General features: G+C 66.9%; 24 protein-coding genes. 9 read left to right on the plus strand and 15 right to left on the minus strand.

Annotated features, from left to right (window positions below):
• Positions 1-35 precede the first annotated feature (35 nt).
• The 7 genes from WBN46_RS08995 to hutU form a co-directional block, all read right to left on the minus strand.
• On the minus strand, positions 36-683 hold the full coding sequence (locus WBN46_RS08995; protein ID WP_337731227.1) for a TetR/AcrR family transcriptional regulator: 648 nt from the start codon (positions 681-683) through the stop codon (positions 36-38).
• Positions 684-760: 77 nt separating this feature from the next.
• Positions 761-1,564: an oxidoreductase gene (locus tag WBN46_RS09000; protein WP_337731228.1), complete on the minus strand. Its 804-nt coding sequence runs from the start codon at positions 1,562-1,564 to the stop codon at positions 761-763.
• 43 nt (positions 1,565-1,607) lie between these two features.
• Positions 1,608-4,706 carry an efflux RND transporter permease subunit gene (locus WBN46_RS09005; protein WP_337731229.1) on the minus strand — a complete coding sequence of 1,033 codons (3,099 nt, stop codon included), beginning with the start codon at positions 4,704-4,706 and terminating at the stop codon, positions 1,608-1,610.
• Positions 4,703-5,806, minus strand: coding sequence for an efflux RND transporter periplasmic adaptor subunit (locus WBN46_RS09010; protein ID WP_337731230.1), 1,104 nt, complete (start codon positions 5,804-5,806; stop codon positions 4,703-4,705). The genes WBN46_RS09005 and WBN46_RS09010 overlap by 4 nt, the downstream gene beginning before the upstream one ends.
• A gap of 68 nt (positions 5,807-5,874) precedes the next feature.
• Complete coding sequence (locus tag WBN46_RS09015) at positions 5,875-6,492, minus strand: TetR/AcrR family transcriptional regulator (RefSeq protein WP_337731231.1); 618 nt, start codon at positions 6,490-6,492, stop codon at positions 5,875-5,877.
• A 243-nt stretch (positions 6,493-6,735) separates the two neighbouring features.
• On the minus strand, positions 6,736-7,107 hold the full coding sequence (locus WBN46_RS09020; protein ID WP_337731232.1) for a YciI family protein: 372 nt from the start codon (positions 7,105-7,107) through the stop codon (positions 6,736-6,738).
• Between the two features lie 193 nt (positions 7,108-7,300).
• Positions 7,301-8,968 (minus strand): urocanate hydratase, encoded by a 1,668-nt coding sequence (gene hutU / locus WBN46_RS09025; RefSeq protein WP_337731233.1) that lies wholly within the window; start codon positions 8,966-8,968, stop codon positions 7,301-7,303.
• A gap of 108 nt (positions 8,969-9,076) precedes the next feature.
• Between hutU and WBN46_RS09030 the strand changes: the two genes are divergently transcribed.
• A complete protein-coding gene (locus tag WBN46_RS09030; RefSeq protein WP_337731234.1) occupies positions 9,077-9,811 on the plus strand; it encodes a ThuA domain-containing protein in 735 nt (244 codons plus the stop codon).
• 93 nt (positions 9,812-9,904) lie between these two features.
• Here the strand turns inward: WBN46_RS09030 and WBN46_RS09035 are convergent, their stop codons facing one another.
• Together WBN46_RS09035 and WBN46_RS09040 are read right to left on the minus strand one after the other, a co-directional pair.
• A complete protein-coding gene (locus tag WBN46_RS09035; RefSeq protein WP_337731235.1) occupies positions 9,905-10,255 on the minus strand; it encodes a hypothetical protein in 351 nt (116 codons plus the stop codon).
• Between the two features lie 89 nt (positions 10,256-10,344).
• Positions 10,345-10,866 (minus strand): nuclear transport factor 2 family protein, encoded by a 522-nt coding sequence (locus WBN46_RS09040; RefSeq protein ID WP_337731236.1) that lies wholly within the window; start codon positions 10,864-10,866, stop codon positions 10,345-10,347.
• Positions 10,867-10,923: 57 nt separating this feature from the next.
• On the opposite strand from WBN46_RS09040, the gene WBN46_RS09045 reads away from it, so the two are divergent.
• From WBN46_RS09045 to WBN46_RS09055, 3 genes are all read left to right on the plus strand, one after another.
• Positions 10,924-12,186 carry an ectonucleotide pyrophosphatase/phosphodiesterase gene (locus WBN46_RS09045; RefSeq protein ID WP_337731237.1) on the plus strand — a complete coding sequence of 421 codons (1,263 nt, stop codon included), beginning with the start codon at positions 10,924-10,926 and terminating at the stop codon, positions 12,184-12,186.
• 49 nt (positions 12,187-12,235) lie between these two features.
• Positions 12,236-13,738 carry an AlkA N-terminal domain-containing protein gene (locus WBN46_RS09050; protein WP_337731238.1) on the plus strand — a complete coding sequence of 501 codons (1,503 nt, stop codon included), beginning with the start codon at positions 12,236-12,238 and terminating at the stop codon, positions 13,736-13,738.
• Positions 13,739-13,835: 97 nt separating this feature from the next.
• On the plus strand, positions 13,836-14,333 hold the full coding sequence (locus tag WBN46_RS09055; RefSeq protein WP_337731239.1) for a methylated-DNA--[protein]-cysteine S-methyltransferase: 498 nt from the start codon (positions 13,836-13,838) through the stop codon (positions 14,331-14,333).
• 6 nt (positions 14,334-14,339) lie between these two features.
• Here WBN46_RS09055 and WBN46_RS09060 read toward each other — a convergent pair whose 3' ends face one another.
• The 4 genes from WBN46_RS09060 to WBN46_RS09075 form a co-directional block, all read right to left on the minus strand.
• Positions 14,340-15,101 (minus strand): LytTR family DNA-binding domain-containing protein, encoded by a 762-nt coding sequence (locus WBN46_RS09060; protein WP_337731240.1) that lies wholly within the window; start codon positions 15,099-15,101, stop codon positions 14,340-14,342.
• Positions 15,098-16,315: a histidine kinase gene (locus WBN46_RS09065; RefSeq protein WP_337731241.1), complete on the minus strand. Its 1,218-nt coding sequence runs from the start codon at positions 16,313-16,315 to the stop codon at positions 15,098-15,100. The genes WBN46_RS09060 and WBN46_RS09065 overlap by 4 nt, the downstream gene beginning before the upstream one ends.
• A gap of 2 nt (positions 16,316-16,317) precedes the next feature.
• Positions 16,318-17,949, minus strand: a complete 1,632-nt coding sequence (locus tag WBN46_RS09070) for a serine hydrolase (protein WP_337731242.1) — start codon at positions 17,947-17,949, stop codon at positions 16,318-16,320.
• A 145-nt stretch (positions 17,950-18,094) separates the two neighbouring features.
• Positions 18,095-19,351, minus strand: coding sequence for a formimidoylglutamate deiminase (locus tag WBN46_RS09075; RefSeq protein WP_337731243.1), 1,257 nt, complete (start codon positions 19,349-19,351; stop codon positions 18,095-18,097).
• Here WBN46_RS09075 and WBN46_RS09080 point away from each other — a divergent pair.
• Both WBN46_RS09080 and hutI read left to right on the plus strand, forming a co-directional pair.
• Entirely contained in the window at positions 19,350-19,580 is a 231-nt protein-coding gene (locus WBN46_RS09080; protein ID WP_337731244.1) for a hypothetical protein, read from the plus strand. The genes WBN46_RS09075 and WBN46_RS09080 overlap by 2 nt on opposite strands.
• A 4-nt stretch (positions 19,581-19,584) precedes the next feature.
• Positions 19,585-20,811 (plus strand): imidazolonepropionase, encoded by a 1,227-nt coding sequence (gene hutI / locus WBN46_RS09085; RefSeq protein WP_337731245.1) that lies wholly within the window; start codon positions 19,585-19,587, stop codon positions 20,809-20,811.
• 66 nt (positions 20,812-20,877) lie between these two features.
• On the opposite strand, the gene WBN46_RS09090 is transcribed toward hutI, so the two are convergent.
• Both WBN46_RS09090 and WBN46_RS09095 read right to left on the minus strand, forming a co-directional pair.
• Positions 20,878-21,054, minus strand: a complete 177-nt coding sequence (locus WBN46_RS09090) for a 30S ribosomal protein THX (protein WP_142124535.1) — start codon at positions 21,052-21,054, stop codon at positions 20,878-20,880.
• A 143-nt stretch (positions 21,055-21,197) separates the two neighbouring features.
• The gene (locus tag WBN46_RS09095; protein WP_337731246.1) at positions 21,198-21,605 is read right to left on the minus strand and encodes a MerC domain-containing protein; all 408 of its coding nucleotides are present in this window, start codon (positions 21,603-21,605) and stop codon (positions 21,198-21,200) included.
• A gap of 91 nt (positions 21,606-21,696) precedes the next feature.
• On the opposite strand from WBN46_RS09095, the gene WBN46_RS09100 reads away from it, so the two are divergent.
• The 3 genes from WBN46_RS09100 to WBN46_RS09110 all read left to right on the plus strand — a co-directional run bounded on the left by WBN46_RS09100 (position 21,697) and on the right by WBN46_RS09110 (position 25,674).
• A complete protein-coding gene (locus tag WBN46_RS09100; RefSeq protein WP_337731247.1) occupies positions 21,697-23,868 on the plus strand; it encodes a TonB-dependent receptor in 2,172 nt (723 codons plus the stop codon).
• Positions 23,869-23,986: 118 nt separating this feature from the next.
• The gene (locus tag WBN46_RS09105) at positions 23,987-24,442 is read left to right on the plus strand and encodes a MarR family winged helix-turn-helix transcriptional regulator (protein WP_337731248.1); all 456 of its coding nucleotides are present in this window, start codon (positions 23,987-23,989) and stop codon (positions 24,440-24,442) included.
• Positions 24,439-25,674: an MFS transporter gene (locus WBN46_RS09110; RefSeq protein WP_337731249.1), complete on the plus strand. Its 1,236-nt coding sequence runs from the start codon at positions 24,439-24,441 to the stop codon at positions 25,672-25,674. The genes WBN46_RS09105 and WBN46_RS09110 overlap by 4 nt, the downstream gene beginning before the upstream one ends.
• The last annotated feature ends 84 nt before the right edge of the window (positions 25,675-25,758 follow it).

Here is a 25,758-nt window from a genome sequence, read left to right on the forward strand (position 1 = left end):
CTATTCGAATATGTGCCCGAGCTATGCCGGTAACGCTATTGCTCCGTGGCACTGCCTGGCCAGTGGCTGGAGCCTGTGCCAACAACAGACGGATTCGCGCGCACAGGGCGTGTCCGGGAAAACGCCTGGTGAAACAACGTCAACGTTGCGTCTGCGCTCGGCCCGACAGGCTGCGCGACCTGCAGCGAGTTCGCCTGCAGCATGAGCTGCAGATAGAGGTCGGCATGGTGCGCGGCCATTTCGACGCCTTCGCGGACCAGGGCCGCGCAGACGTACGCCCGGTAGGGTGCGAGATACGCGTTCCAGAGTTCGGCATAGAACGCCACCCCGCCAGCGGACCGCTGGAGCGTGGCGCAGAAGCGCCGGCAAGCATTCACCTGGGCCAGCTTCTGAATTTCGAGCGCGACATACGCCAACTCATCCTTCAGCCCGGGCAGTGGCTGGGAAGGAATGATGGACAACGGAAAGTTCGAAGCGTGCAGTTCCATGACGGCCGCGAACAGGCAGGCTTTGTCCCGGTAGTGCGCGTAGACGGTCGCCTTCGTGAACCCTGCAATCTCCGCGACCCGATGCATGCAGGTGTCGTCATAGCCGGACGCTTCGAACGCCTGAGCCGCCGCCTCCAGCAAGCAGGCCCGCGTGTGGGCGCGCACGCGCTCCCAGCGCCTGGACGATGCGCTCATGCCCATCGCCGGATCGATTCGACGACGGGGCCGGTTGCGCCTCCTGCAGCACGGCGTCTCATCTCATGCCCCTGTGCTCAGGCGAGCCCGAACGTCTTGCGCAGGCTTGCGTCGACGGGACCGGAAGGCATGTAGCGGCGCAGCTTCGCCAGCAACGACGCTTGTCCGGCGGGAGCACGCCGCATCTTCCACTTGCCGAGTGCGGCCTCGACGATGGTGTCGGCCACCGGCGCCGCGTCAGCGGCGTCATTGGATGCCCGGATCACTGCAGCAAGCGCAAGGTCACGCTCGCGGTCATAGTCGGACACCGTCGTACGCACCAACTGCGTGTTCGTCTGGAAGCCGGTGTTGGTGAAGGAAGGCTGCACCAGCGTGACCCGCACGCCGAACTGCCGCAGTTCGTGGTCCAGACTCTCGGAAAGGCCTTCCACTGCGTGCTTGCTTGCCGCGTAGGCTCCCATGTAGGGCGCCGGCAGGAACCCCAATACCGAGCTGACGTTGATGATCCGCCCGGCGCGGCGAGCACGCATATGGGGCAGCACGGCACGGATCGTCCTCAGCATGCCGAACACATTGGTGTCGAACAGCGACTCGACTTCCGAGATCGCTGTCTCTTCGACGGACCCGATCAGGTTCTGACCTGCATTGTTCACCAGCACATCGATGCACCCTTCAACCGCAACGATTCCGGCAACGGCATGGTCGATGCTTGCCTGCTCGCGAACGTCCAGCTGTACCAGCGTTACCCCCTTGATGGGCTCCGCGCGCTCGAGTTGGCGTACGCTGCCATACACCTTGCAGCCCGCATCCGCCAGCGCCCTGGCACTGGCACGGCCGATGCCGGACGAAACGCCGGTGACGAGAACGGTCTTCTTTTCCATGCTTGCTTCCTTGGTGGTCTTGATGCGACGTGCTTGGGGTGCGTCAGTGCGCAGCGGCGAGCGCGCGCTCGTCCGTGTCGATGGAGGAGGACGGTTTGATCCTGAACCAGATCGAGTACATGGCCGGCAGGAAAACCAACGTCAGGACGGTTCCCGCCAGGGTGCCGCCGATCAGGGTGTAAGCCAGCGTTCCCCAGAAAACCGAGCTCGTTAGTGGAATGAAGGCCAGGATCGCAGCCAGCGCGGTCAGGATCACCGGCCGCGCCCGCTGTACCGTGGCTTCGACAAGGGCATCAAACGGGCTCAAACCCTCCTGCTCGTTGTGATGGATCTGCCCGATCAGGATCAGCGTGTTGCGCATGAGGATGCCTGACAAGGCGATCAGTCCGACGAGGGCATTGATGCCGAATGGTTGCTGGAAGACGATCAATGTCGGCACCACGCCGATCAGTCCCAGCGGACTGGTGGCAAACACCATGATCATCGCTGCGATGGATCGCACCTGCAGGATGATGATGAGCAACGTGAGCGCGATCATGATCGGGAAAAGCGGCAGCATTGCCGTAGTCGCCTTGCCCGATTCCTCGATCGCACCGGCCTGCTCAAGGCGGTAGCCCGGCGGCAGCCGCTCGACCACCGGTTGCAGTTGTTTCAGGACCGCCGTGGACACATCCGGGGGTTGCAGCCCCTCGGCGATGTCGCCACGCACCGTGATGGTGGGCGTGCGGTCGCGGCGCCGCAGGATCGGGTCTTCCATGCGCACTTCCACGGTGCCCACCTGGGAAAGCGGGATGCGCTGGCCGGCGGCGCCGACCAGCGTGAAGTCCGCGATCTTTTCCGGATCCAGGCGCGTGTCGCCTGCGGCACGGCCGACCACCTGCACCGAGCGGATGTCCTCGCGCACTTCGGTAAGCGGTGCGCCACTGAGCAGGAACTGCAACTGCAGCGCCACCGAGTTGGAGGTCAGGCCCACAGCGTTGAGTCGGTCCTGATCCAGCACGAAATGCAGCGTGGGTACACGAGGGCCCCAATCCGTATTGACCGTGCGCATCATCGGGCTGGCACGCATGACGCCGCTGACCTCTTCAGCGATCTCGCGCAACTTGCCGATTTCCGGCCCCATGACGCGGTATGCCACGGGAAACGGTGAAGGAGGGCCGAACACGATCTGGGTGACACGCACCTGCGCTTCGGGTGCCAGCCCGTCCGCGATCGCCTCGCGCAGCCTGTACTTCAGGGCTTCCCGCTCCCTGTCATCGCAGGCCAGGACGACGATCTTGGCGAACGACGGGTCGGGCAGTTCGGGCGCCATTGCCAGGAAGAAGCGCGGAGCGCCCTGCCCGATGTAGGCCGTGACGATGCGGGCTTCCTCCTGCTTCGCAAGCCAGGCTTCGACCTTCGCCGCCGCGGCACTGGTCTGTTGGATGGAGGTGCCATAGGGCATCTGCACCTCGACCAGCACTTCCGGTCGGTCGGAGGTGGGGAAGAACTGCTTCTTGACCAGGCCCATGCCGACGACAGCCAGCGCGAACAGCCCGACCACTGCACCCGCCACCACCCATTTGCGCGCGATCACCCGCCCCAGCAACGCGCGGAAGCGGTTGTAGTTGCGGGTGTTGTAGATGGCCTGGTGCCCACCTTCGACCTTCCTGATGTCCGGCAACAGCTTCACGCCCAGGTAGGGCGTGAATACCACCGCCACCACCCAGGACACGATCAAGGCGATACCGACGATCCAGAACATGTTGCCGGTGTACTCGCCGGCCGTGGAGCGTGCGAAGCCGTTAGGCATGAACCCGACGGCGGTGACCAGCGTCCCCGACAGCATGGGCGCGGCGGTATGGCTCCAGGCGTACGCCGAGGCGGCGACACGGCTGTATCCCTCCTCCATCTTCACCACCATCATCTCGATGGCGATGATGGCATCGTCCACCAACAGTCCCAATGCCAGGATCAGCGAGCCCAGGGTAATGCGGTCGAAGTTCTTGCCAGTGGCCGCCATGATGACGAACACGGCGGCCAGGGTGAGGGGAACGGCAGCCGCAACCACGATGCCGACGCGCCAACCCATGCTGATGAAGCAGACCACCATCACCACGAGCAACGCGACAAAGAACTTGACCATGAACTCGTCGACCGCTGAACCGATGTTCACGGCCTGATCGGTGACCTTGGTGAGCGAGATACCCAAGGGCAGCTGCGCGTTGATCTTGGCGACCTCCGCTTCCAGTGCCTCGCCCAGATCCAGGCCGTTCCAGTCGTCGCGCATGACGACCCCCAGCAGGAGCGCCGGCTCGCCGTTGTTGCGGACGAGGAAGGTGGCCGGATCCTCGTAACCACGCTCGACGGTGGCCACATCCGAGAGTTTCAGCGTGCGTCCCTGGGCCACGATCGGTGTTTGGCGGATCTTCTCCAAACTGTCGAAAGCACCCTCGACGCGAACGAGGACCTGCGGTCCACGGGTCTCGATGGAGCCCGCGGGGGTCAGCACGTTCTGGCTGTTGAGTGCGGTGAAGATCTCCTGCGGGCTGACGCCCACGGTGGCCAGTCGGTCGTGGGAGAACGAGACGAAGATGCGCTCGGGCTGCTCGCCAATGATGTTGACCTTCTTGACCCCGGACACGTGCAGCAGCTGCTGACGCAGCGCTTCGGCATCACGCACCAGCAGTCGTTGCGGCTCACCCTTCGCCTTGAGGGCGAAGAGTGCGAATGTCACGTCCGCGTATTCATCGTTGAGGATCGGCCCAATGACGCCGGCGGGCAATCTCTTGGCCTCATCGCCCAGCTTCTTGCGCGCCTGATAGAACTCATCCTGTACTTGCGAAGGCGGCGTGGCGTCGCGCAAGGACACCATCGTGAAAGCCAGGCCAGGACGCGTATAGGTCTCGGAGCGGTCGTACCACCTGAGCTCCTGCAGCCGCTTTTCCAGTGGTTCGGCGACCAGGTCCTGCATTTCCTGCGCCGTCGCTCCCGGCCATGCCGTTACGACCGTCATTTGCTTGATCGTAAAGGGCGGATCCTCGGCGCGACCCAGCTGGAAGAACGCAAGGACGCCCGCCGCCGAGATCAGGAACAGAAGGAACACGGTGATCGAACGCTCGCGCACGGCGAGCGACGAAAGATTGAAGCGCCCCTCGCTCATGGCCGGGCTCCGGAGAAGGCTTCCTTTGGCCCAGCCATCGGGACAACGATCTGGCCGTCCTTGAGTAGGTGCGTGCCCAACGACACCACCAAGTGACCTGCCCGGAGGTTGCCCTTGACCTGCGCCGTGTCATCCGAGAGTCCCAGCACCTGGACGGGGCGCCAGACGGCTTTGGCGGGTTTACCCTCCAGCGCCCAGACGCCGGGCCCTTGCCCGGGATCGAACAAGGCGCCGATCGGGACCTGCAACGCTGCCGTGGATTGTGTGCCATCCGCGATGTCGATCGTGACAGTGGCACCCAGGGGTGCCTCTGCGAGCGCACCATCCAGGACATATCTGGCTTCGTAGGTCCGAGTCAGGGGATCGGCTGCATCCGAGAGCTGCCGGAGCCTGGCGGGGACTGGAGCCTGGTGACTGCCATAGAGCATCGCCTGCCCGACCGAGCCCAGCGCCGGGCGTAGCGTCTCAGGCAGATGCACGATGGCTTCGCGCTCTCCTGTACGAGCCAAGCGCACAACAGGCTGGCCGGCGCTCACCACCTGCCCGGGCTCGGCCAGCGTTTCCATCACTACGCCGTCCGCATCGGCGAGAAGCTCGGCGTAGCGCGTGGCGTTGTTGGCTACCTGGGCCTGGGCTTTGGCCGCGCTGAGCTGGGCACGAGCCGCGTCGGCTGCGGCCTTGCTCTGGTCGTATGACGAGGCGGAGATTGCACCGGTACCCCGCAGAGCGCGATACCTCGCCTCATCCGCGATCGCTTGCCTGGCCTGTGCTTGCGCGGCCACGACGGCTTGTTGCTGCGCCTGCGCCGACAGCTGCAGATCGGCCGGGTCGATGCGCATCAGGATCTGACCGCGCCGGACCTTCTGGCCTGCATTCACCAGCCGCTGCGCCACCTTGCCTGGAACGCGAAACCCAAGGTCACTTTGGACCCGAGCTGCCACCGTCCCGGTAAATGCGCGGGAAAGAGCGCGATCTCCGACAACCGTCGCCGTGCGTACCAGGGGAGCCTTTGTTCTCGGATCAGCAGGGGCTTCGGCCCCACAACCTGCCAGACCGCCCACCAGAGCAATCGCTAATGTTTTTTTAACAACGTGGCGCATAGGAGTCCCGTCGATCCAGTCTGGACGGGCACTCTGGGCCTAGTGACTAAAATAGTCAATAGTCACTATCAGGTAGACAGACTCCGAAGCACAAGACTCGAGAGCAGCGCGGGCGCTTGCTCGGTGTAGTCCAGGCTGTGCTGCAGCAGAAGCGGGTTCAGATAGGGGCGCAGCACGAGATAGACGGCGTTGGTGGCCTCGTCCAGAGGCGTCTTCCGCTCGAAATCACCGCACTCCCTGCCCTGCTGGAGAATCTGCTGGAGAAGCGCACGCAACCGCTCTTCGTATGCCAGCACCGATTGCCAGCGCTCGGCCGCTGCGGACTCCGCAATCTCGTAAAGCTTCCGATCCTGGAAGAACAGCCGCTGGCTCGCCTCCACCGAAGCCCTGAAAAGCTTGCGCAGCTTCTCTGCTGGCGGGTCAACGCCCTCAATGGCTTGCAGGATCTCCTGTTCGATCCTGGCCAGGCAATTGGCGCAGATCATCTCCCCAATGGCCTGCTTCGATTCGAAGAACTTGTAGACGTAGGCTTTCGAGAAGCCGATCGCCTTGGCCAGATCCGAAACGGTGGTCTTCTCGTATCCGTAGTGGCTGAAGTGCTCGGTCGCCGCGACCACGATCTGGTCGCGGACATCATGAGTGGCCGGCCCACGACTGGCCGCAGCTGGGGCGATGGAGGTATTCATGCGGCGAGCTTACCGGGGACACTCTGAACCATCAACGCGTAACCCGTTGAGATATTGGTCACGGACGGGAGAGTAGCCTCGTGCGTCTAGCGTCGAACCGTTCCTCATTGGGGACTCCAGAGAACGGTCATGCACCACTGTCCGCTTCCGGTTGGCAGCGGATATCACCGCGACTCTTCGTGAAACGTGGTTGAGCGGATGGAGTTCGGGCGCCAGAACACGCCTGCACGCGCGCCCAGGCCGTCACCGCGCCAGGAAGAAATCCATGGGGATGAGCTCGACGGCCCATCCACCCTCTTCGCCCAACATGGCAGCCGGATGCATGGACGCGATGCGCAACGCCTCGTCACGGCTGTCCGCCTCGATAATGAAAAGACCACCCACCACTTCCTTCGATTCGGTGTAAGGCCCGTCACTGACGAGGGTCTTGCCATCGCGCGGGCGAAGCGTCGCCCAGCCGTCCCTGTCTCCCAGTGACGCGGAAACCAGCACGTTGCCGGTAGCGCGCATCTTCTCGTCCAGTGCCGGGCACTGGCTCACCAGTTCCTCGATGTCGCCTGGGCTCATCGCGGCGAACTTCCCCGGGGTGTAGTAGGCAAGGCCGAGGTATTTCATTGGAGTTCCTTTGGGCAGGGATATGTGGGCGACGAAGCTGATGACCGGAAACAGACCGCACTCTGACACGGTTCTCCCTGGGGTCCGGCCAGCCCGCCAGCCTCATGTCGCAAGCAGACCCGTCGCCGAAGCAGACACATGCCAGACGGCCCGCGATCGCGGGCCGTCTGGTGGCGACATGGGCATCGCGCCATCACGCCATCGGCAGCTTCAATCCCTGCTCTTTCGCGCACTGCACGGCGATGTCGTAGCCCGCATCCGCATGCCGCATCACGCCGGTGCCCGGGTCGTTCCATAGCACGCGCGCGATGCGCTTGTCGGCTTCCTCCGAGCCGTCGCAGACGATGACCACGCCGGAGTGCTGCGAGTAGCCCATGCCCACACCGCCGCCATGGTGCAGCGACACCCAGGTGGCGCCGCCTGCAACGTTGAGCATCGCGTTGAGCAGCGGCCAGTCGCTGACCGCGTCGCTGCCGTCCTTCATTGCCTCGGTCTCGCGGTTGGGCGAGGCCACGCTGCCGGAATCGAGGTGATCGCGCCCGATCACCACCGGCGCCTTCAGTTCGCCATTGCGGACCATCTCGTTGAAGGCCAGGCCCAGCTTGTGGCGCAGGCCCAGGCCGACCCAGCAGATGCGCGCCGGCAGGCCCTGGAAGCTGATGCGCTCGCGCGCCATGTCCAGCCAGCGGTGCAGGTGCGCGTCATCGGGAATCAGCTCCTTCACCTTCGCATCCGTCTTGTAGATGTCCTCCGGATCGCCGCTCAGCGCGACCCAGCGGAACGGGCCCACGCCGCGGCAGAACAGCGGGCGCACGTAGGCCGGGACGAAGCCGGGAAAATCGAACGCGTTCTTCAGACCCTGGTCGAAGGCCATCTGGCGGATGTTGTTGCCGTAGTCGAACGTCGGCACGCCCATCTGCTGGAACGCCAGCATCGCTTCCACGTGGACGCGCATGGACTGCTTGGCGGCATCGCGCACGCGTTCGGGCTCGACTTTCTGTTCGGCCAGCCACTGCTCCACGGTCCAGCCGGTCGGCAGGTAGCCATGCACGGGGTCGTGCGCGCTGGTCTGGTCGGTGACGGCATCCGGACGCACGCCGCGCCTCACCAGCTCCGGCAGGATGTCCGCGGCGTTGCCGAGCAGCGCGATGGACTTCGCTTCGCCCGCCGCGGTGTACTTCGCGATGCGTGCGAGGGCGTCATCGAGGTCGGTGGCCTGTTCGTCCACGTAGCGCGTTCGCAGACGCATGTCGATGCTGGACTGCCGGCATTCGATGTTGAGTGAACTGGCACCGGCCAGTGCCGCAGCCAGCGGCTGCGCACCGCCCATGCCACCGAGGCCGGCGGTGAGGATCCATTTGCCCGTCAGATTGCCGCCGTAATGCTGGCGCCCCATTTCCACGAAGGTCTCGTACGTGCCCTGCACGATGCCCTGGCTGCCGATGTAGATCCACGAACCGGCCGTCATCTGGCCGTACATCATCAGGCCCTTCTTATCGAGTTCGTTGAAGTGCTCCCACGTGGCCCAGTGCGGCACCAGATTGGAATTGGCGATCAGCACACGCGGCGCATCGGCGTGGGTGGGGAAGATGCCTACGGGCTTGCCGGACTGCACCAGCAGCGTTTCGTTGTCGTCCAGTTCGCGCAGCGACTTCAGGATCGCGTCGTAGCAGGCCCAATCGCGCGCGGCGCGGCCGATGCCGCCGTACACCACCAGCGAGGTGGGGTCTTCGGCGACTTCCGCGTCCAGGTTGTTCTGCAGCATCCGGTACGGTGCCTCGCTGAGCCAGGACTTGCAGGTCAGCGTGTTGCCGCGCGGGGCGCGGATGACGCGGGAGGGGTCGTGGCGGGGATCGGACATGGCAGGTTCCAGATGCAGGTATGCGGCCATTATCGGCGGGAGGCGCCGCCCTGCGCGAGCCGCGGCGATGCTGCAGTGCGCGATGGCATGCATGGCAGAATCCGGGCCATGACTGCCTTGCGCCTGCTTCTCTCCGCTTTCCTCTTGGCCGGGCTGCCATGCGCGGCGCCTGTGGCGGCCACGCCACCGGACCGCATCCTGGTGTTCACCAGGACCGCCAAGTTCCGCCACGAATCGATTCCGGTGGCGGTGGCAACGTTGAAGCGGATCGCCGCGGCGGAAGGCATGGTCGCCGACCACACTGAAGATGGCGGTGCCTTCACGGCCGCCCATCTGGCGCGTTACCGCGTGGTGGTGTTCGCCAGCACCACGGGCGATGTGCTGGACGATGCACAGCAGGCGGCACTGGAGGGCTTCGTGCGCAACGGCGGCGGCTTCGTCGGCGTGCACGCCGCGGCCGACACCGAGTACGACTGGCCCTGGTACGGGCAACTGGTGGGCGCGTACTTCCACGATCACCCGCCGGGGCTGCAATCCACGCACGTGCAGCCAGAGCATGGCGGGAAACCCGTGGGTGATCGCTGGCCGATCACCGACGAGCTCTACAACTACCGCGCCAATCCGCGCGGGCGCGTGCAGGTGATCGCCACGGTGGACGAACGCGGATACGACGGCGGCCTGATGGGCGCCGACCATCCCATCGCGTGGTGCCATGCCTTCGATGGCGGGCGCAGCTGGTACACGGGGCTGGGCCACGATGCAGCGGTGTATGCGGATGCGAACGTCATCGCGCAGCTGGTCCGCGGGCTGCGGTATGCCTCGGGGCGTTCGGACGACTGTTGAGGCTCTGCGCTCTCCCCTTGGGCGAGGAGAGCGCATGGGAGCGCTTGCCTCCCGGACGATCCGGGATCGGAAAGGCTGGGCGCTCTTCCGGAATTACCGGATGGAGGAATCCAGCGAGCGCAGCGCGTCAGCCAGGTTGAGGTGACCGGTACGGTCGAGATCTTCCTTGGTGTACGCACGGCCCGGAAGACCGTTGCAGGCCGTCTTGTGATCGCGCGGACGGATGCGGCTGCCGGTCTGGCGCACGCAGTTGGCTTCCGACACGGGCGGCTTTTCGGTGGCTGCGGAGGCGGCCTCGGCATCGGTGGCTGACGTCGCGGCGCGGGTTTCGGCGACAGCCGTCTCCGGAGAAGCTGCGGGTTGCGCTGCGGCGACAGGCGATTCGGCGTGCGCGGCGGTGGCCGCCAGGCAGGCAGCGAAAGCGAAGAGGGTCAGGTGTTTCATGATCGACTCCCGGGCGAGCGTGTGGGACCTACGTTACGCCTCGCCACGGGTGAATGTGAGTCTGGACGTCCTGACCGTTTAGGCGGAACTCAGGCAGGCGGGCACTGCGCCTTGCGCCCTTCGTGGAAGCGTTGCACGGCCGCCGCATCGGCCTTCTGCGGGGACACGCCATCGTCGAACAGGACACGCCATGTGCCGTCATCGCCCCGGTGCCACACCGAGCCGAAGCGGCCGATCCTGTGCTCGCCGGTCGCCGGGTCCTCGTACAGGGCCGGACCGCTGGAATAGGCCGTGCGGCCATCGCCGCCGAGGGTCACGACCGCCGGGTACCAGCGCAGCTTCAGCGTCTTGCCTTCTATCAGCGGTGCCCATTCCAGGGTGATGGCCTCGCGCCCCCGTGTCGGCGCGCGGCTGACACCGAAGGCGGCGTCGGGATGCAGGTGCTCGGCGAATGCGGCGGCATCGTGCTCGGCGACGGACTGGGCGAAGCTGAGTTCGCGCTGCCAGACGGCGCATTCGGCCTGCCGCGTGGTTTCCGGCGGCACGGCCAACGCATCACCGGCCAGCAGTCCCAGCGCCAGCGTGCACGAAAGTCGGAGGAGCGTTGTCATGCGGATTTCCCCGGAGTCTGCCAAGCTGTCGTGGATTCCAGCTCCTCTACGTACCGCATGCGCCTGCCATTGGTCAGGGTGACGGTGCTGGCCGTCCTGCTCTGGACGGCCGGTTGCGCCACCACCCCCTCCGCCGCCCCGACACCCTCCACCCGGCACAGCGTCGTGCTGATTTCCATCGACGGCCTGGCCGCCAGTGCGCTGGCACGCGGCAACACGCCCAACCTGGACCGCCTGGCGGCCGAGGGCGTGCACGCGGCATGGATGAATCCCTCCTACCCGGTGCTGACGTTTCCCAACCACTTCACCCTGGTCACCGGGCTGCGGCCGGACCGCCACGGCATCATCCACAACAGCATGCGCGATGACGCCGTGGGCGGCTTCAAGGTGGCCGACAAAGCAGCGGGCGCGGATGCGCGCTGGTGGCAGGGCGAACCGATCTGGAATACCGCCGAGAAGGCCGGCCTGCGCACTGCGATCTGGGCGTGGCCGGGCAACGCGGCCCCCATCGATGGCCGCCGTCCCACTCGGTGGGTCCCCTATTCCCCGGAGATCAGTTCGCTCGAGCGCGCGGACCAGGTCGCCGACTGGCTGACCGAGCCCGCGGCGACGCGCCCCCACCTGGCGGCGCTGTATTTCGAGCGGGTGGACAACGTGGGCCACGACAAGGGCCCGGATGCGCCGGAAACCCTGGCGGCGATCCGCGAAGTGGATGCCGCCGTGGGCCGCATCGTGCAGGCACTGGATGCACGCGGACTGCGCACGTCCACGGACATCGTGGTGGTCTCCGACCACGGCATGGCGCCGGTGGCGCCGCACCAGTACATCGCGCTGGAAGACATGGCCGCCTTCGAGCAGGCCGAGGCGGTCAGCACGGGACAGGTGATCGGCTTCAATCCGCGCCCAGGCCACGAAGCCGCCGCCGGACACCGCCTGCTCGGTCGGCACGACCACTACCAATGCTGGCGCAAGCAGGATCTGCCGGTCCGCTGGCACTACGGCAGGCATCCGCGCGTGCCCGCGATCGTCTGCCAGTTCGATGAAGGGTGGAATGCCCTGCCAGCCGAGCAACTGCAGCGCGTGCCGAAGGACCGGCTGAACCGCGGTTCGCATGGGTACGACAACACCCTGCCCTCCATGCGCGCGGTGTTCGTGGCGGCAGGGCCCAGTTTCCGCCGTGGCGCAACGCTGCCGGCATTCGACAACGTGGACGTGTACCCGCTGCTGGCGACGTTGCTGGGCCTCGCGCCGGCGCGCAACGACGGCACGGCCGCGACCTTCGCGCCGGTGCTGGCACCGCGGGCGGACATGCCGCATTGATGTCCGGAAACGGGGAGTCCACGCGCGGGGCCGGTGCTAGCCTTCCCGCATGCTTCCCGCCGATGCCACTGCCCTGCCCGACCCGCATGTTTGCGAACAGGCGCGCCTGAGCCGCGATGCGCGCTTCGACGGCCTGTTCTTCACCGCCGTCACCAGCACCCGCATCTACTGCCGGCCGGTGTGCCCGGCCCCGGCACCGAAGCCGGCGAACATCGTCTACTACCGCCAAGCCGCTGCGGCAGAGGCCGCCGGTTTCCGCCCGTGCCTGCGCTGCCGCCCGGAACTCGCCCCCGGCGACGGCACCTGGCGGCGCGGCGACGCGGTGGTGGCACGCGCACTGAAGCTGATCGACCAGGGCGCGCTGGTGGACGCGCCGTTGTCCGCACTGGCCGGGAAAGTCGGTTTGGGCGAACGGCAGCTGCGGCGCCTGTTCACCGAACGCCTGGGTGCGACGCCTGCGGGCGTGCACGGCACGCGGCGCCTGCTGTTCGCCAAGCAACTGCTCACCGATACCGCGCTGCCGATCACGCAGGTGGCCCTGGCGGCGGGGTTCGGCAGCCTGACCCGATTCAACACCGCCTTCCGCGAGGAATACCGCATGGCGCCGCGCGATTTGCGCAAGCGCGATGCGCCGCCTTCGCACGAGGTCATGACGCTCCGCCTGGGCTACCGGCCGCCCTACGACTTTGCCGCGATGCTGGATTTCCTGCGCGGACGCGCCCTGCCCGGCGTGGAAGCCGTGGATGGGCACGGGTATTCACGCGTGATCGGCACGGGGGCTGCGCCGGGCTGGTTGCGGGTAAGCGCATGGGATGGGAAGGACCCGCATGCCCTGAAGCTGGAATTGCACGGTGCGGCACCTGCCGAACTGCTGGGGATCGTGCATCGCCTGCGACGCATGTTCGATCTGGATGCGGATCCGCGAGCCATCGCGCACGCGCTGGAGGGCGACGCGCGCCTGCGCGCCCTGCTGCGCGAACGACCGGGCCTGCGGTTGCCCAGCGGCTGGGAAGGTTTCGAGATCGCGGTGCGGGCCGTCATCGGCCAGCAGGTCAGCGTGGCCGCCGCGCGCACACTGACCGCCCGCCTGGCGCAACGGTATGGAACCACGCTGGCGACACCGTTCGGGGCACTGACGCAGGTGTTTCCGACGCCCGACGCGATCGCCGACGTGGATCTGACCGAGATCGGCCTGACCCGCGCGCGCGCCGCCACGATACGCGGGCTTGCGCGTGCACTGATCGAAGGTCGCGTGGACTTCAACCCGGAGCGCACGCTGGACGATTTCACTGCACGCTGGGTGGCCCTGCCCGGCATCGGCCCGTGGACGGCGCACTACATGGCGCTGCGCGCACTCGGTCATCCGGATGCGTTTCCTGCCGACGATCTGGTCCTGCAGAAGGCGGTGCCGACGGATGGCACGCGGATGACAGCGAAAGCCCTGACGGCACGCGCGGAAGCCTGGCGGCCGTGGCGCGCGTATGCGGTGATCCATGTGTGGAAGGCCAGCATGGCGCCGCAGAAGCCACCCCCTCCTGTAGGAGCGACGTAAGTCGCGACCGCATGAGTGAAATGTTTCCGTCGTCTGAAGGATCCCGGTCGCGACTCACGTCGCTCCTACATACGAGCTCCCTTATCCTGCCCTCACCATGATCCTCTTCCGCCACCTCGCCAGCCCTGTCGGCACGCTCACCCTGGCCGCGACCGACGACGGCCTGCATGCAATCGAATTCCCGCGCAACCGCCACCCCGCGAACCGTGCTGGATGGACCGAGGGGCAGCATCCCGTGCTCGATCTGGCCGCGCGCCAGCTGGATGAGTATTTTGCCGCGACGCGCCGCGCGTTCGATCTGCCGCTGGCACCGCGCGGCACCGACTTCCAGCGCACCGTGTGGCTGGCGCTGGCCGGCATCGCCTACGGGGAAACGGTCAGCTACGCGCAACTGGCGCAGCGCGTCGGAAAGCCCACCGCGATGCGCGCCGTCGGCGCCGCCAACGGACGCAATCCGTTGCCCATCGTGCTGCCCTGTCATCGCGTGATCGGTGCCGACGGTTCGCTGACGGGCTTCGGTGGCGGCCTGCCGACCAAGCAGTTCCTGCTGGAACTGGAAGGCGCGCTGGCGAGGGCGGACGACCTGTTCGGCTGAGGTCGCCTACATGCCGCGGAAACGCTGCTGGAACGCGGCGCTGACCGGCAGTACATCCTTGCGGCCCTTCACGCTGAGCTGGTGTCGGCCGAGTTCGTCCTTGCGCACGCGGTCGATCGCCTGAACGCGCACCAGCACGCCGCGATGCACCTGCCAGAACACATCGTGATCAAGTCCGCCCAGCAGTTCCTTCAGCGGCATGCGGATGATCGCATCGTCAGCGGCGGTCGCCACCCGCACGTATTTGTCCTGTGCCTGGAAGAACAGCACCTCATCGATGGCAATCATGCGCACGCTGTCGCCGACGCTGGCGGTGATCCAGCGGATGAGCCGTTCGCCCTGCGGACGCAGGCGCGCCTCGAGATCGTCGATCAGCGCACGAAGAGCAGGCGCGCGCGGGTCTGCAAGCCGCTCCCTCACGCGCTCCACCGCCTGCGCCAGCCGCGCGTCCTGCACAGGCTTGAGCAGATAGTCTGCGGCGCCCGCCTCGAAGGCGCGGATCGCGTAATCCTCGTAGGCGGTGGTGAAAACCACCAGTCCCTCCTGTTCGACCACCTTCCGGGCCACGTCCAGTCCGTTGACGCCCGGCATGCGGATGTCGAGGAACGCGATCCGGGGACGATGCCGCGCCACGGCCTCCAGTGCGGACACGCCGTCCTCGCATACCGCCACGATTTCGAGTTCCGGCCACGCAGCGTGCAACTGCTGCTGCAGCGCGCGTCGCTGCGGCGCTTCATCCTCGGCGATCATGGCGGTGATGCGGCTCATGCCTGCGACCGTAGCGGCACGCGGATCCCGGCGCAAACACCGCGGCCGTCCGACCGTGGCGACAGCGCGAAGTCCGCCTGCGCGCCGTAGCGTGCGGCGAGTTGCTCCCGCACGTTCGCCAATCCCACGCCGGTGCTCAGGCCAGGCTGCAGGCCGGCCCCATCGTCGATGACCCGGACGCACAACTGCTCGCCTTCAACGACCGCCGCCACCTCGATGCGCCCCGGGCCCGGGCGCGGCTCGATGCCGTGCTTGATCGCGTTCTCCACCAGCGTGATCAGCAATGAGGGTGGGAATGGCAGGGCGCGAAGCGCATCGTCCGCCCGCACCGTGTACGCCAGTCGCCCGCCCATCCGCACCTGCATCAGCGCGAGGTAGCTGGTGGCGATGTCCAGTTGCTGCCCCAGCGTGGCATGCAGCCCGCGGTCGTCGCGCAGCTTGGGGATGGTGGCGCGCAGGAAGGCCACCAGCGCGTCCAGCGTGGCCTCCGCCTGGGCGGGATCCTGTCGCACCAGTGCGCGCACCGAGGCCAGGGTATTGAACAGGAAATGCGGCTCCACCTGGGCCTGCAACACGCCCAGGCGCAGGTCCGCTTCGTGCACGCGATCTTCGAGTGCGCTCAGTTCGCGCAGGTGATGATGGTCTTCCCATCGACGGTGCTCGCTGAAATACGCGCGCAAGGCCAGCCCGCCACCAAACAGGCCGTAGATCACCACCAGTGCGGCGATGTTGATGGCCAGGCCGATCGCCTTCATCACGGGTGAAAGCACAGGCGGCTTCGAGGACAGTCCGGCGGCAGCCAGTTCGGGCCTCACCAACTGGTCGATGTACGAAGACGCCACGCGATCGACGAAGAAGCTGAGCACCATGCCGGCCAAGACGGCGATCACCACGGCCTTGCGCTCCCATGCAACCGGCCAGGCACGATGGCGCACTGCAGTGGCGAGTGCAGGTCCCAGCGTCGCCATCAGGCTGAAGGCGACGAACTGCGTCGCCGCCACCTTCAGCGCGACAGTGAGATCCTGCACCGCCACGCCGACACCGGCCCCTATGAAGGCGGCGACCACCGCGATCACGCCGCAGAACAGCAGACTGCGACCGAGCAACCACTGCCGGCCGAACACCGGGTACTGGCGATAACGGCTCCACACCGCGTTGCCGCCCACCAGCACCTCGGGTGGCAGCTTCTGGCGCAGGGAGTAATCGCTATCCATGGCTACTTCCTCTCGCCGCGCAGCTGCTGGCCGGCCTGCTTCAGCGTCAATGCAACCACCTTGCCCGCCGCATCCCGCTCAAAGCGTATCTCGGCGCCGACAGCGTCCATCACGAACTCGTCCGGCGCCACCGCCTGCACGGGCAGCGCCGGCTGGCCGGTGCCCTGGATGGTCAGCGTCTCGCCCTGCGCCTTCACGGTGAGCGCGAACGCGGGCATGAGCGGGTAGTCGCCTTCGTATTCGCGCAGCACGGCGGCATCGAGCTTCAACGCAGGCTTCGACGCGGTGGCATCCATGCGCCTGGCCGGCAGAGCGGCGCCCATCTGCATCCATGTGAACGACTGTCCCTCCGACGTACGCTGCGGCCGCAGGACGGCATCGAACTCGCGCGGGTAGAAATCGCCCGCACTGTCGTACCCCATCGCATAGGCGCCCTGCCCGGCGGGCTGGATCTCCAGCGCGTCGCCCCTCCGGCGCACGGTCATCTTCATGCCGCCCGCCAGCTGGTACTCACCGGCAAGCGCATCGAGCAGTGCGGCATCGGGCTTGCTCTCGCGGCGCGGCGAGCCGAGCGGAAAGCGGGCGTCGACCAGATGCAGGCCCAGCGAGCCCAGGCTGCCGATCGAATTCCAGGTGGTGTCGGACAGGATCACCACGCCCCGCTGCCCGTCCTTGTCGAACGACACGAAGGACGAGAAGCCACCGGTACCGCCTTCGTGCACGTGCACGATGCGCTCCCCGACCGGCATCAGCATCCAGTTCATCGCCATCGGTGGCGCATCGGAGAGCTTCTGCTGCGACAGCGCCAGGGCGGGCGAGACGGATGTCGCCTCGCCACCAAGCTGGCCCTGCACGTAGCGGACCATGTCCTCGAGCGTGGCGCGCACGCCACCCACGCCCGCGAGGTTGGCATGGAAATGCCAGCCGGAAGCCGGTCGCGCATTCGGCGTATGCCCCACCGCCGCACGCACGCCGGGCGGTGCATGGTCGATGTAAGCGTGCTGCATCCCGAGCGGTGCGAACAGCCGCTGCTTCAGGAGCGTTTCCATGTCCGTGCCGGCGCGGCGGGCGACGGCGTAGGACAGCACCATCGAGGCGAAGTTCGAGTATTCGAATGTCGTGCCGGGCGCGGCCGCCAGGGTGACGTCGCCAAGCGAGGCGAGCAACGCGGCCTCGTCCAGCCTGGCGTAGGGATCGTCCACGTTCGGCGCGGCCATGCGCGACGGCAGTGCGGGCAATCCCGAGCTGTGTGTCACCACGTGGCGGATCAGGATCGGCTTGCCCTGGTAGTCCGGCAGCCTGGTGCCCACCGGCAACCACGCGGACAGCGGGTCATCCAGCGAGCCCTTGCCCTGCAGGATCAGGTCGGCCAGCAGCGCCGCTGTCATGGTCTTGCTGACGGAGCCGATCTCGAAGGCGGTATCGGCGCCGATGCGCGCGATGTCCCGTCCATCCGCGCACTGGAACGTGCGGGCCACGCTGCCGCCTTCGATCACGGCCACTGCCATGCACGCGCCCGTGCGATCGCCCTGCAGGCGCTGGCTGACGACATCGGCCAGTGCGTCGTCGCTCATGGCATGGACGGAACCGCTGACCACTGCCAGCGTCAGGGCGAGGGAATGCGCGAACGTCATGACATGGCTCCGGGTGGGATGGCCGCCATGCTGCCGCGCCTGTCCATGCGCCGTGCAGGCATCGGATGGAGCGGGCACCACCCGCGACGGAACCCCCGATCCGGCGGATGGCATCGGCGACGGTGGCAGCCCGTCCCGCACGCCCTCAATCCCGCAGCAGCTGTCGAAGCGTCCCGGCGTAACGTCGCGCGATGGCCTCGCCTGCCACGTGCCGCCCGCCGGCGACGACCTGGCGCCCCGCTACCCGGACCTCCTCCACCAGCGGACGATTGCCGGCGAACAGCCAGCGGTCGATGACATCGTCCTGCGTGGCACCCGCCAGTGCAGGGGCATGTCCATCCAGGAGGACGGAATCCCCGTGTGTTCCCGCGAAACCGGTGGCATCCGCGGCGCTGGCCAGCACGCCACGCAACAGCGTCTCACCGACACTGGTGGATGCCGGCGTCACCGCGATGTTGCGATGGCGCGTGACCAGGCGCTGGCCATACTCCAACCACCGCAGTTCCTCCACGGGGGACACCGAGACATGCGAATCCGAACCGATGCCCCATTGCCCGCCCGCCTGCAGGTAGTCGCGCAACGGGAACAGGCCATCGCCCAGATTGGCTTCGGTCGTGGGACAGATCGCCACCGTGGCGCCACTGGCGGCGATGCCGCGCGTCTCGTCTTCGGTGAGGTGCGTGGCATGCACCAGCGTCCATCGACGATCGACGGGGCATTCGCCCAGCAGCCATTCGACCGGCCGCGCCTGGCGCAGCGCCAGGCAGTCCTGCACCTCACCCACCTGTTCTGCGATGTGGATGTGCACCGGCGCGTCGGCGGGCAGTGCCGCCAGCACGCGCCGCATGGCCGCTTCCGGCACCGCACGCAGGCTGTGGAACGCGCAGCCCACGCGCAATGCGCCATCCTGCAGGGAGCGCAAACTGTCGAACAGGCGAAGGAAGTCGTCCACGCCGTGACCGAACCGCTGCTGCCGTGGCGAAAGCTCGCGTCCGTCGAAACCACCGGCCATGTACAGCACGGGCAACAGCGTCATGCGGATACCGGTGTCGCGCGCGGCGGCCACCACCGCCTTCGACATCGCGGCCGGGTCGGCATAAGGCGTGCCGTCCGGCTGGTGGTGCACGTAGTGGAATTCGCATACCTGCGTGTAACCGGCTTCCAGCATTTCCGCATACAGCTGCGTCGCCACCGCGTACATGCTGTCGGGCGTCATGCGGGCCGCGAAGCGGTACATGATCTCGCGCCAGGTCCAGAAACTGTCCTCCGGATGCGTCTGTCGCTCCGCCAGGCCGGCCATCGCGCGCTGGAAGGCATGCGAATGCAGGTTGGCGATGCCGGGGACGCGCCATCCGCCGTCGGCGGCGACGGCCAGCGCTTCGTTGGGATCACGCGGGGACATGGCAATGCTCACGGCTGGCGACAAGGGTGCGTTAGGCTACCGCGTCGCTCCCTGCTCTGGCACGCCCATGGATGCTCTTGAAATCGCCCTGCTGTTCGTCGCGGCGGCCCTTTTTGCGGTCTTCGTGTTCCTGAAGGCCGCGAAGACGGATCGGGACGACGGTGGCAACGGCAGCGTCCATGGCTTCGAGGGCGATGCGGACGGCGGCGGCGACGGCGGAGGCGATTGACCTCATGACGCTCCGTTGGGACGGCCTGCTGGTGAATGCGCGACTGGTAACGCTGGCAGGCGACACTGGTTACGGCGTGGTGGAGAACGGCGCGCTGGGCTGGCGCGAAGGCGTGCTGGTGTTCGCAGGCGCAATGGACAGCCTGCCCGCGCCACCGGATGCGCTGGCCGACACCTTCATCGATGCGCGCGGCGACTGGGTGACGCCCGGCCTCGTGGATTGCCACACGCATGTCGTGTTCGGCGGCAACCGCGCAGGCGAGTTCGAACAGCGCCTGCAGGGCGCCAGCTATGAAGACATCGCGCGTGCAGGAGGCGGCATCGTGTCCACGGTGCGAGCCACCCGTGCCGCCAGCGAGGACGACCTGTTCGCACAGTCGCTGCCGCGTGCGCGCGCGTTGCGCGACGACGGCGTGACCACGCTGGAGGTCAAGTCCGGCTACGGACTCGATCTCGAAAACGAGCGCAAGATGCTGCGCGTGGCCCGGCGCATCGGCGCTGCGCTCGGCATCACGGTGCGCACCACGTTCCTGGGTGCGCATGCATTGCCGCCGGAGTACGCAGGACGTGCCGATGATTACATCGGCGCCGTGTGCGACTGGCTGCCGCTGCTGCATGCGGAAGGACTGGTGGATGCGGTGGACGCCTTCTGCGAACGCATCGGCTTCACCGCGGCGCAGACGCAGCGGGTGTTCGAAACCGCGCGCGCCTTGGGGCTCCCCGTGAAACTGCACGCGGACCAGTTGAGCGATGGTGGCGGTGCGGCGCTGGTGGCCGGCTTTGGCGGGCTGTCGGCGGACCACGTGGAGTACACCTCGGAAGCCGGTGTCGCCGCCATGAAGCAGGCAGGCAGCGTTGCCGTGCTGTTGCCGGGCGCATTCCACGTGCTGCGCGAAACCAGATTGCCGCCACTGGATGCCTTCCGTGCACAGGGTGTGCCGATGGCGGTGGCGACGGATTGCAATCCCGGCACGTCACCGCTGCAATCCCTGCGGCTGGCGATGTCGCTGGCGTGCACGCATTTCCGCCTGACGCCCGAGGAAGCCTTGCGCGGCGCCACCGTGCATGCGGCACGGGCATTGGGCCTGCCGGATCGTGGACGCCTGCAGGCCGGCCAACGCGCGGACTTCGTGCGCTGGCGTATCGGCCAGCCCGCGCAGCTCGCCTACTGGCTGGGCGGTGACCTGGTGTCGGCCGTACACGTAGGCGGCCGCCTCGTCACCCCTGGCTAGAAAAACGAAAACCCCGGCATGGGCCGGGGTTTCGCACGCGCTGCCGGGCTTGCCGGCGCGGTTGGCTTACGCCTTGGCGACGGCCTTCTTGGCCACGGCCTTCTTCGCCGGGGTCTTCACGACCGACTTCTTGGCGGTGGCGGTGGCAGCCACGCCCGCCTTGGCGACCGTGTGCTTGCGTGCATTGCCGTAGCTGGACGAATAGCGCTTGCCCTTGGCCGTCTTGCGATCACCCTTGCCCATCTTTGTTCTCCTGATTCACTGAAAAGTACGCCCGGGTCGGGGCGATTGCACGTGCGACCACCGAATCGGGGCGCTGCGCGCGAGGCCGCAAAGCCTACCACAGCGGGGCCTTCCCGGCCCCTGCCGGCGTCACGGGCAGGCGCTCAGTGGGCGCAGCTGGCGTCGTGGATGTGCCAGTGGTTCAGGCGCAGGTTCAGCAGGTGGGCCAGGCCGACCAGCGTGCCGCCCACGGTCATGACGATGGCGTGCGGCACCACGGCTTCGTGCAGGGGTGCATACAGCACACCCGCCCACAGGGCCGCCAGGCCGAACAGGAGCATGCCCAGCGCGCGGAAGGCACGGTGGCGGCGATAGCCCCAGAGCAGGCTGAAAAGGCCCAGCACGGTCACGAACGTCACGAAGCCACGCTCGAACCCGTCGCCCAGCCACACGGACAGGCCCAGCGAGGGAATCGCGGCCAACAGCAGGGGGGTGATCGCGCAATGCAATGCACACACCAGCGATCCGGCAGCGGCGAAGCGATCGATGAAGAAGCGGAGGGAGGACTTCATGGGGACAAGTATGACTTCCGGGAGGGTTATATTGTCACTATTGGTATATTATAACATCTTCAACTTCCCCACCATGAGTGAATCCACGCCCATGCCATCCCCGCGTCGCGCCCCTCCCGCCCCCCACCTGCTCGCCGCCGCCCTCGCCCTGGCGCTGGCCTCCCCCGCCGCGCTGGCGGACGACGCCGGAGCCCCCCAGGCCAAGGATCTGGACGCCGTAGTGGTGACCGCCTCACCGTTGAAGGGCAATGCCGAATCCGTCGCCACCCCGGTGGAGGTCCTGTACGGAGAAGCGCTGGACAAGGCCAAGGCCGGCACCCTGGGCGAGACGGTGGCGAAGCTGCCGGGCGTGCAGACCACCTATTTCGGCACGGGCGTGGGTCGCCCGATCATCCGCGGCCAGGAAGGCCCGCGCGTGCAGGTGCTGTCCGGCGGCATCGGCTCGATGGACGCCTCCACGGTCTCCGCCGACCACGCGGTCAGCATCGAGCCGTTCCTCGCCGACCAGATCGAAGTGCTGAAGGGGCCCGCCACCCTGCTGTTCGGCAGCGGCGCCATCGGTGGTGCCGTCAACGTGGTCGATGGCCGGCTGGCTGAATCGATCCCGGACCAGCCACTGAGCGGACGCGCGGAAGTGCGCGGCAACACCGTCAACGACGAACGCACCGGCATGTTCCGCCTCGACGGCGTCAACGGGAACTGGGTGCTGCATGTCGACGGCCTGGTCCGCGACACCGACGACTACGACATCCCGGGCGTGGCCATCCTGCACGACCACGAGGAAGGCGAAGAACACGAAGAAGAACCGCAGCCCCGCGGCACATTGCCGAACAGCTCGGTGAAGACGCGCGCCGGAGCCATCGGCGCGACCTATCTCGGCGACCGTGGCTACTTCGGCCTGGCCGCCAGCACCTACCGCACCGACTACGGCATTCCTGCCGGCGCGCACGTGCATGGCGAAGAAGATCATGACCACGACCATGACGGCGAGGAAGACCACGACCACGAAGAGCACGAGGAAGGCGCGGTACGGATCGACATGGTGCAGAACCGGCTGGACCTGAAAACCGGCATCTACGACCCGGTGTCTTTCCTGCAGAGCCTCAACCTGCGCGCGGCCTGGAACGATTACGAGCATGTGGAGCTGGAAGGTGGCGAAGTCGGCACCCGTTTCACCAATGAAGGCTACGACGCGCGCCTTGAAGCCGTGCAGAAGGAATGGAATGGCTGGCGCGGCGCCTTCGGCCTGCAGTTCGGCAGCACCGATTTCAGCGCCGTGGGCGATGAAGCCTTCGTGCCGTCGACCGTCACCGACACTCTGGGGTTCTTCGTGGTGCAGGAAAAGGACTTCGGCCCGTGGAAGCTGGAACTTGGTGGCCGCTACGACAAGGTCGAACTGAAGCCGGATGACCGTGCCGCAAGCGACTTCAATGCGGTCAATCTTTCTGCCGCCGCGATCTGGCGCCTGAGCGACGGCTTCGACCTGCGCTTCGGGCTGGACCGTTCCGAGCGTGCGCCCACGAATGAGGAACTGTTCGCCGGCGGCACCCACGTCGCCACGCAATCCATCGAGATCGGTGACGCTTCGCTGGATACCGAGAAGGGCGTGCGCGCGGAAATCGGCGCGCATTGGCACACCGATCGCGTCGACCTGAAGCTGGCGGTCTACCAGACGAAGTTCAAGGACTTCATCTACCTCACCGATACCGGCGTGGAAGAAGAAGGCTATCCGGTGCGCCTGTGGACACAGGACGACGCCACCTTCACCGGCGCCGAGGCCGAAGCGAAGATCCAGCTCGCCGATACCGCCGCCGGCGCATGGGACCTGCGCGTGTACGGCGACTACGTGCGTGCGGAGCTCGATGGCAACGGCATGCGGACGGTGGCCTTCGAGGTACCGCATGGCGACCACACGCATGGTTACGAAGTGGATATCGCACAGGGCGGTTACCTGCCGCGTATCGCACCGATGCGCGTCGGTGCCGACCTGGGCTGGTCGCTGGGTGGCTGGCGCGCATCGCTGGGCACGGTGCGCTACAGCAAGCAGGACGACCTTGCACAGAACGAGGAGCCGAGTGACGGCTACACGCTGGTGGATGCGCACTTGGCATATCGCTGGGATCACACGGCATCAAGCTGGGAAGTGTTCCTGGATGGCAGCAACCTGACCGACGAAGAAGCCCGCCCGCATACCTCGTTGCTGCGCGACTACGCGCCGCTGCCGGGCCGCGGCGTGGCCTTCGGCATCCGCGCGTACTTCTGACCGGCGACTGACGGCCCTCCCCGGGGCGGCTGGCCTGGATGGCAGCCGCCCTTCTTGACAACACTTATGTGCATATACACATAATTCATCCGGCAGCCCCCATCGCGATCAATCCCGCATGCCCGCCCCCTCCGCTACCGCATCGCCCAGCTCATGCACCTGCTTCCGCCTGCGCCGCGCAAGCCGCCGCGTCACCCAGGTGTACGACCATGAACTGGCCGGGGCCGGCCTGAGCCTCAACCAGTACTCCATCCTGCGCCGCAGCGAACGCGAGCCACGTGTGCTGGGCGACCTGGCCGGAGAACTCGGCATGGATCGCACCACCCTGACCCGCAACCTGTCGCCGCTGGTGGATGCAGGCCTGGTGGAAATCGTCCGCGGCCACGACGCGCGCCAGCGCGTGATCGCGCTGACCCCGCCGGGCCGCGACCGACTCGCCGCCGCGAAGCCCCTCTGGCGACATGCGCAGGCGGCCATCGACGCGATGCTCGGCGAGGCCGGCGTCAAACGATTGCACCGCGACCTGGACCACCTCGACGACCTGCTGCGCCAGCGCCTGGGAGAAGCCGCATGAGCCCCGCTACCCCGACGCCCGCTCCGCGCATGCACTGGGGCCTGTTGCTGGCCGCCGCAGCGACGCTGATGATCACCATGGGCGCGCGCCAGACCACCGGGCTGTTCGTTTCACCGATCCACCAGGACACCGGCATCGGTATCGCCACAATCAGCTTCGCGCTGGCGATCGGCCAGTTCACGTGGGGAGCCGTGCAGCCGATCTTCGGCGCCATCGCCGACAAACGCGGTTCCACCGGCGTGCTGGTGCTCGGTGGCATCCTGCTGGCGCTGGGGCTGGCCCTGACGCCGCATCTCACCTCGCCCTGGGGGCTGATGTTCACGCTGGGCCTGTTGACGGCGGCGGGCGCAGGCGCAGGCAGCTTCTCCATCCTGATCGGCGCCACCGCACAACAACTGGCGCCCGAGAAACGCTCGTTCGCCGCGGGCTTCATCAACGCGGGGGGTTCGCTCGGACAGTTCGTCTTCGCGCCGCTGGTGCAGGCCGTCATCGCCGTCGCCGGCTGGGCCAGCGCGATGTACACGCTTGCCATCGCGTCGCTGCTGGCGATTCCGCTGGCCTTCCCGTTGCGCAGGAAGGTGGCGTCTTCGACGGGCTCAGCACCGGCCACCGCGGTCGGCGACATCTCGCTCAAGCAGCAGATCGCCATCGCCCTGCGTGACCGCAGCTACTGGATGCTGCACCTGGGCTTCTTCACGTGCGGCGTGCACATCGCCTTCCTGGTGACGCACCTGCCTGGCGAAATCGCATTGTGCGGCCTGTCGCCCAGCGTGTCGGCGGTGTCGATCGCGCTGATCGGCCTGTTCAACGTGGCCGGCAGCCTGGTGGCCGGTGCACTGGGCCAGCGCGTGCGGATGAAGTGGATCCTCGCGGTGATGTATGCCAGTCGCGCGGTGATGATCGCGCTGTATCTGCTGGCGCCTCCGACGCCGTTGACGTTCTACGTGTTCGCGGCAGCACTCGGTTTCACCTGGCTGGCGACGGTGCCACCCACGGCCGGCCTGGTCGGCAAGCTGTTCGGTCCGCGCTACCTGGGCACCCTGTTCGGACTGACCTTGCTGTCGCACCAGATCGGCGGCTTCTTCGGCGCGTGGCTCGGCGGGCTGGCGCTGGAGCGCTTCGGCGACTACACGTGGATGTGGTACGCGGATATGGCGTTGGCGTTGATCGCGGCAGCAGCGAACCTGCCTATCCGGGAAACGCCACCGAAAGCGGTGCCGGCGGCGGCGTGAGCAAATCCGTTGCAGGAGCAACTGCAGGAGCGACGTAAGTCGCGACCGCACGCCAACACTTGCCGGAAACTTCAGCTGGCGCAG

This window comes from Pseudoxanthomonas sp. CCNWLW251 (genome assembly GCF_037402255.1).
In the GTDB taxonomy this organism is placed as follows: Bacteria; Pseudomonadota; Gammaproteobacteria; order Xanthomonadales; family Xanthomonadaceae; genus Pseudoxanthomonas_A.

What these genes read in the sequence shown, in the direction of transcription:
- WBN46_RS09100 (WP_337731247.1), top strand. Translation starts at nt 21,697, where the DNA reads ATGCCATCCCCGCGTCGCGCCCCTCCCGCCCCCCACCTGCTCGCCGCC.
- WBN46_RS09105 (WP_337731248.1), top strand. Translation starts at nt 23,987, where the DNA reads ATGCCCGCCCCCTCCGCTACCGCATCGCCCAGCTCATGCACCTGCTTC.
- WBN46_RS09045 (WP_337731237.1), top strand. Translation starts at nt 10,924, where the DNA reads ATGCGCCTGCCATTGGTCAGGGTGACGGTGCTGGCCGTCCTGCTCTGG.
- WBN46_RS08995 (WP_337731227.1), bottom strand. Translation starts at nt 683, where the DNA reads ATGAGCGCATCGTCCAGGCGCTGGGAGCGCGTGCGCGCCCACACGCGG.
- WBN46_RS09005 (WP_337731229.1), bottom strand. Translation starts at nt 4,706, where the DNA reads ATGAGCGAGGGGCGCTTCAATCTTTCGTCGCTCGCCGTGCGCGAGCGT.
- WBN46_RS09010 (WP_337731230.1), bottom strand. Translation starts at nt 5,806, where the DNA reads ATGCGCCACGTTGTTAAAAAAACATTAGCGATTGCTCTGGTGGGCGGT.
- WBN46_RS09060 (WP_337731240.1), bottom strand. Translation starts at nt 15,101, where the DNA reads ATGAGCCGCATCACCGCCATGATCGCCGAGGATGAAGCGCCGCAGCGA.
- WBN46_RS09000 (WP_337731228.1), bottom strand. Translation starts at nt 1,564, where the DNA reads ATGGAAAAGAAGACCGTTCTCGTCACCGGCGTTTCGTCCGGCATCGGC.
- WBN46_RS09015 (WP_337731231.1), bottom strand. Translation starts at nt 6,492, where the DNA reads ATGAATACCTCCATCGCCCCAGCTGCGGCCAGTCGTGGGCCGGCCACT.
- WBN46_RS09090 (WP_142124535.1), bottom strand. Translation starts at nt 21,054, where the DNA reads ATGGGCAAGGGTGATCGCAAGACGGCCAAGGGCAAGCGCTATTCGTCC.
- WBN46_RS09050 (WP_337731238.1), top strand. Translation starts at nt 12,236, where the DNA reads ATGCTTCCCGCCGATGCCACTGCCCTGCCCGACCCGCATGTTTGCGAA.
- WBN46_RS09065 (WP_337731241.1), bottom strand. Translation starts at nt 16,315, where the DNA reads ATGGATAGCGATTACTCCCTGCGCCAGAAGCTGCCACCCGAGGTGCTG.
- WBN46_RS09075 (WP_337731243.1), bottom strand. Translation starts at nt 19,351, where the DNA reads ATGTCCCCGCGTGATCCCAACGAAGCGCTGGCCGTCGCCGCCGACGGC.
- WBN46_RS09040 (WP_337731236.1), bottom strand. Translation starts at nt 10,866, where the DNA reads ATGACAACGCTCCTCCGACTTTCGTGCACGCTGGCGCTGGGACTGCTG.
- WBN46_RS09035 (WP_337731235.1), bottom strand. Translation starts at nt 10,255, where the DNA reads ATGAAACACCTGACCCTCTTCGCTTTCGCTGCCTGCCTGGCGGCCACC.
- WBN46_RS09030 (WP_337731234.1), top strand. Translation starts at nt 9,077, where the DNA reads ATGACTGCCTTGCGCCTGCTTCTCTCCGCTTTCCTCTTGGCCGGGCTG.
- WBN46_RS09095 (WP_337731246.1), bottom strand. Translation starts at nt 21,605, where the DNA reads ATGAAGTCCTCCCTCCGCTTCTTCATCGATCGCTTCGCCGCTGCCGGA.
- WBN46_RS09020 (WP_337731232.1), bottom strand. Translation starts at nt 7,107, where the DNA reads ATGAAATACCTCGGCCTTGCCTACTACACCCCGGGGAAGTTCGCCGCG.
- WBN46_RS09080 (WP_337731244.1), top strand. Translation starts at nt 19,350, where the DNA reads ATGGCAATGCTCACGGCTGGCGACAAGGGTGCGTTAGGCTACCGCGTC.
- hutI (WP_337731245.1), top strand. Translation starts at nt 19,585, where the DNA reads ATGACGCTCCGTTGGGACGGCCTGCTGGTGAATGCGCGACTGGTAACG.
- WBN46_RS09070 (WP_337731242.1), bottom strand. Translation starts at nt 17,949, where the DNA reads ATGACGTTCGCGCATTCCCTCGCCCTGACGCTGGCAGTGGTCAGCGGT.
- WBN46_RS09055 (WP_337731239.1), top strand. Translation starts at nt 13,836, where the DNA reads ATGATCCTCTTCCGCCACCTCGCCAGCCCTGTCGGCACGCTCACCCTG.
- hutU (WP_337731233.1), bottom strand. Translation starts at nt 8,968, where the DNA reads ATGTCCGATCCCCGCCACGACCCCTCCCGCGTCATCCGCGCCCCGCGC.
- WBN46_RS09110 (WP_337731249.1), top strand. Translation starts at nt 24,439, where the DNA reads ATGAGCCCCGCTACCCCGACGCCCGCTCCGCGCATGCACTGGGGCCTG.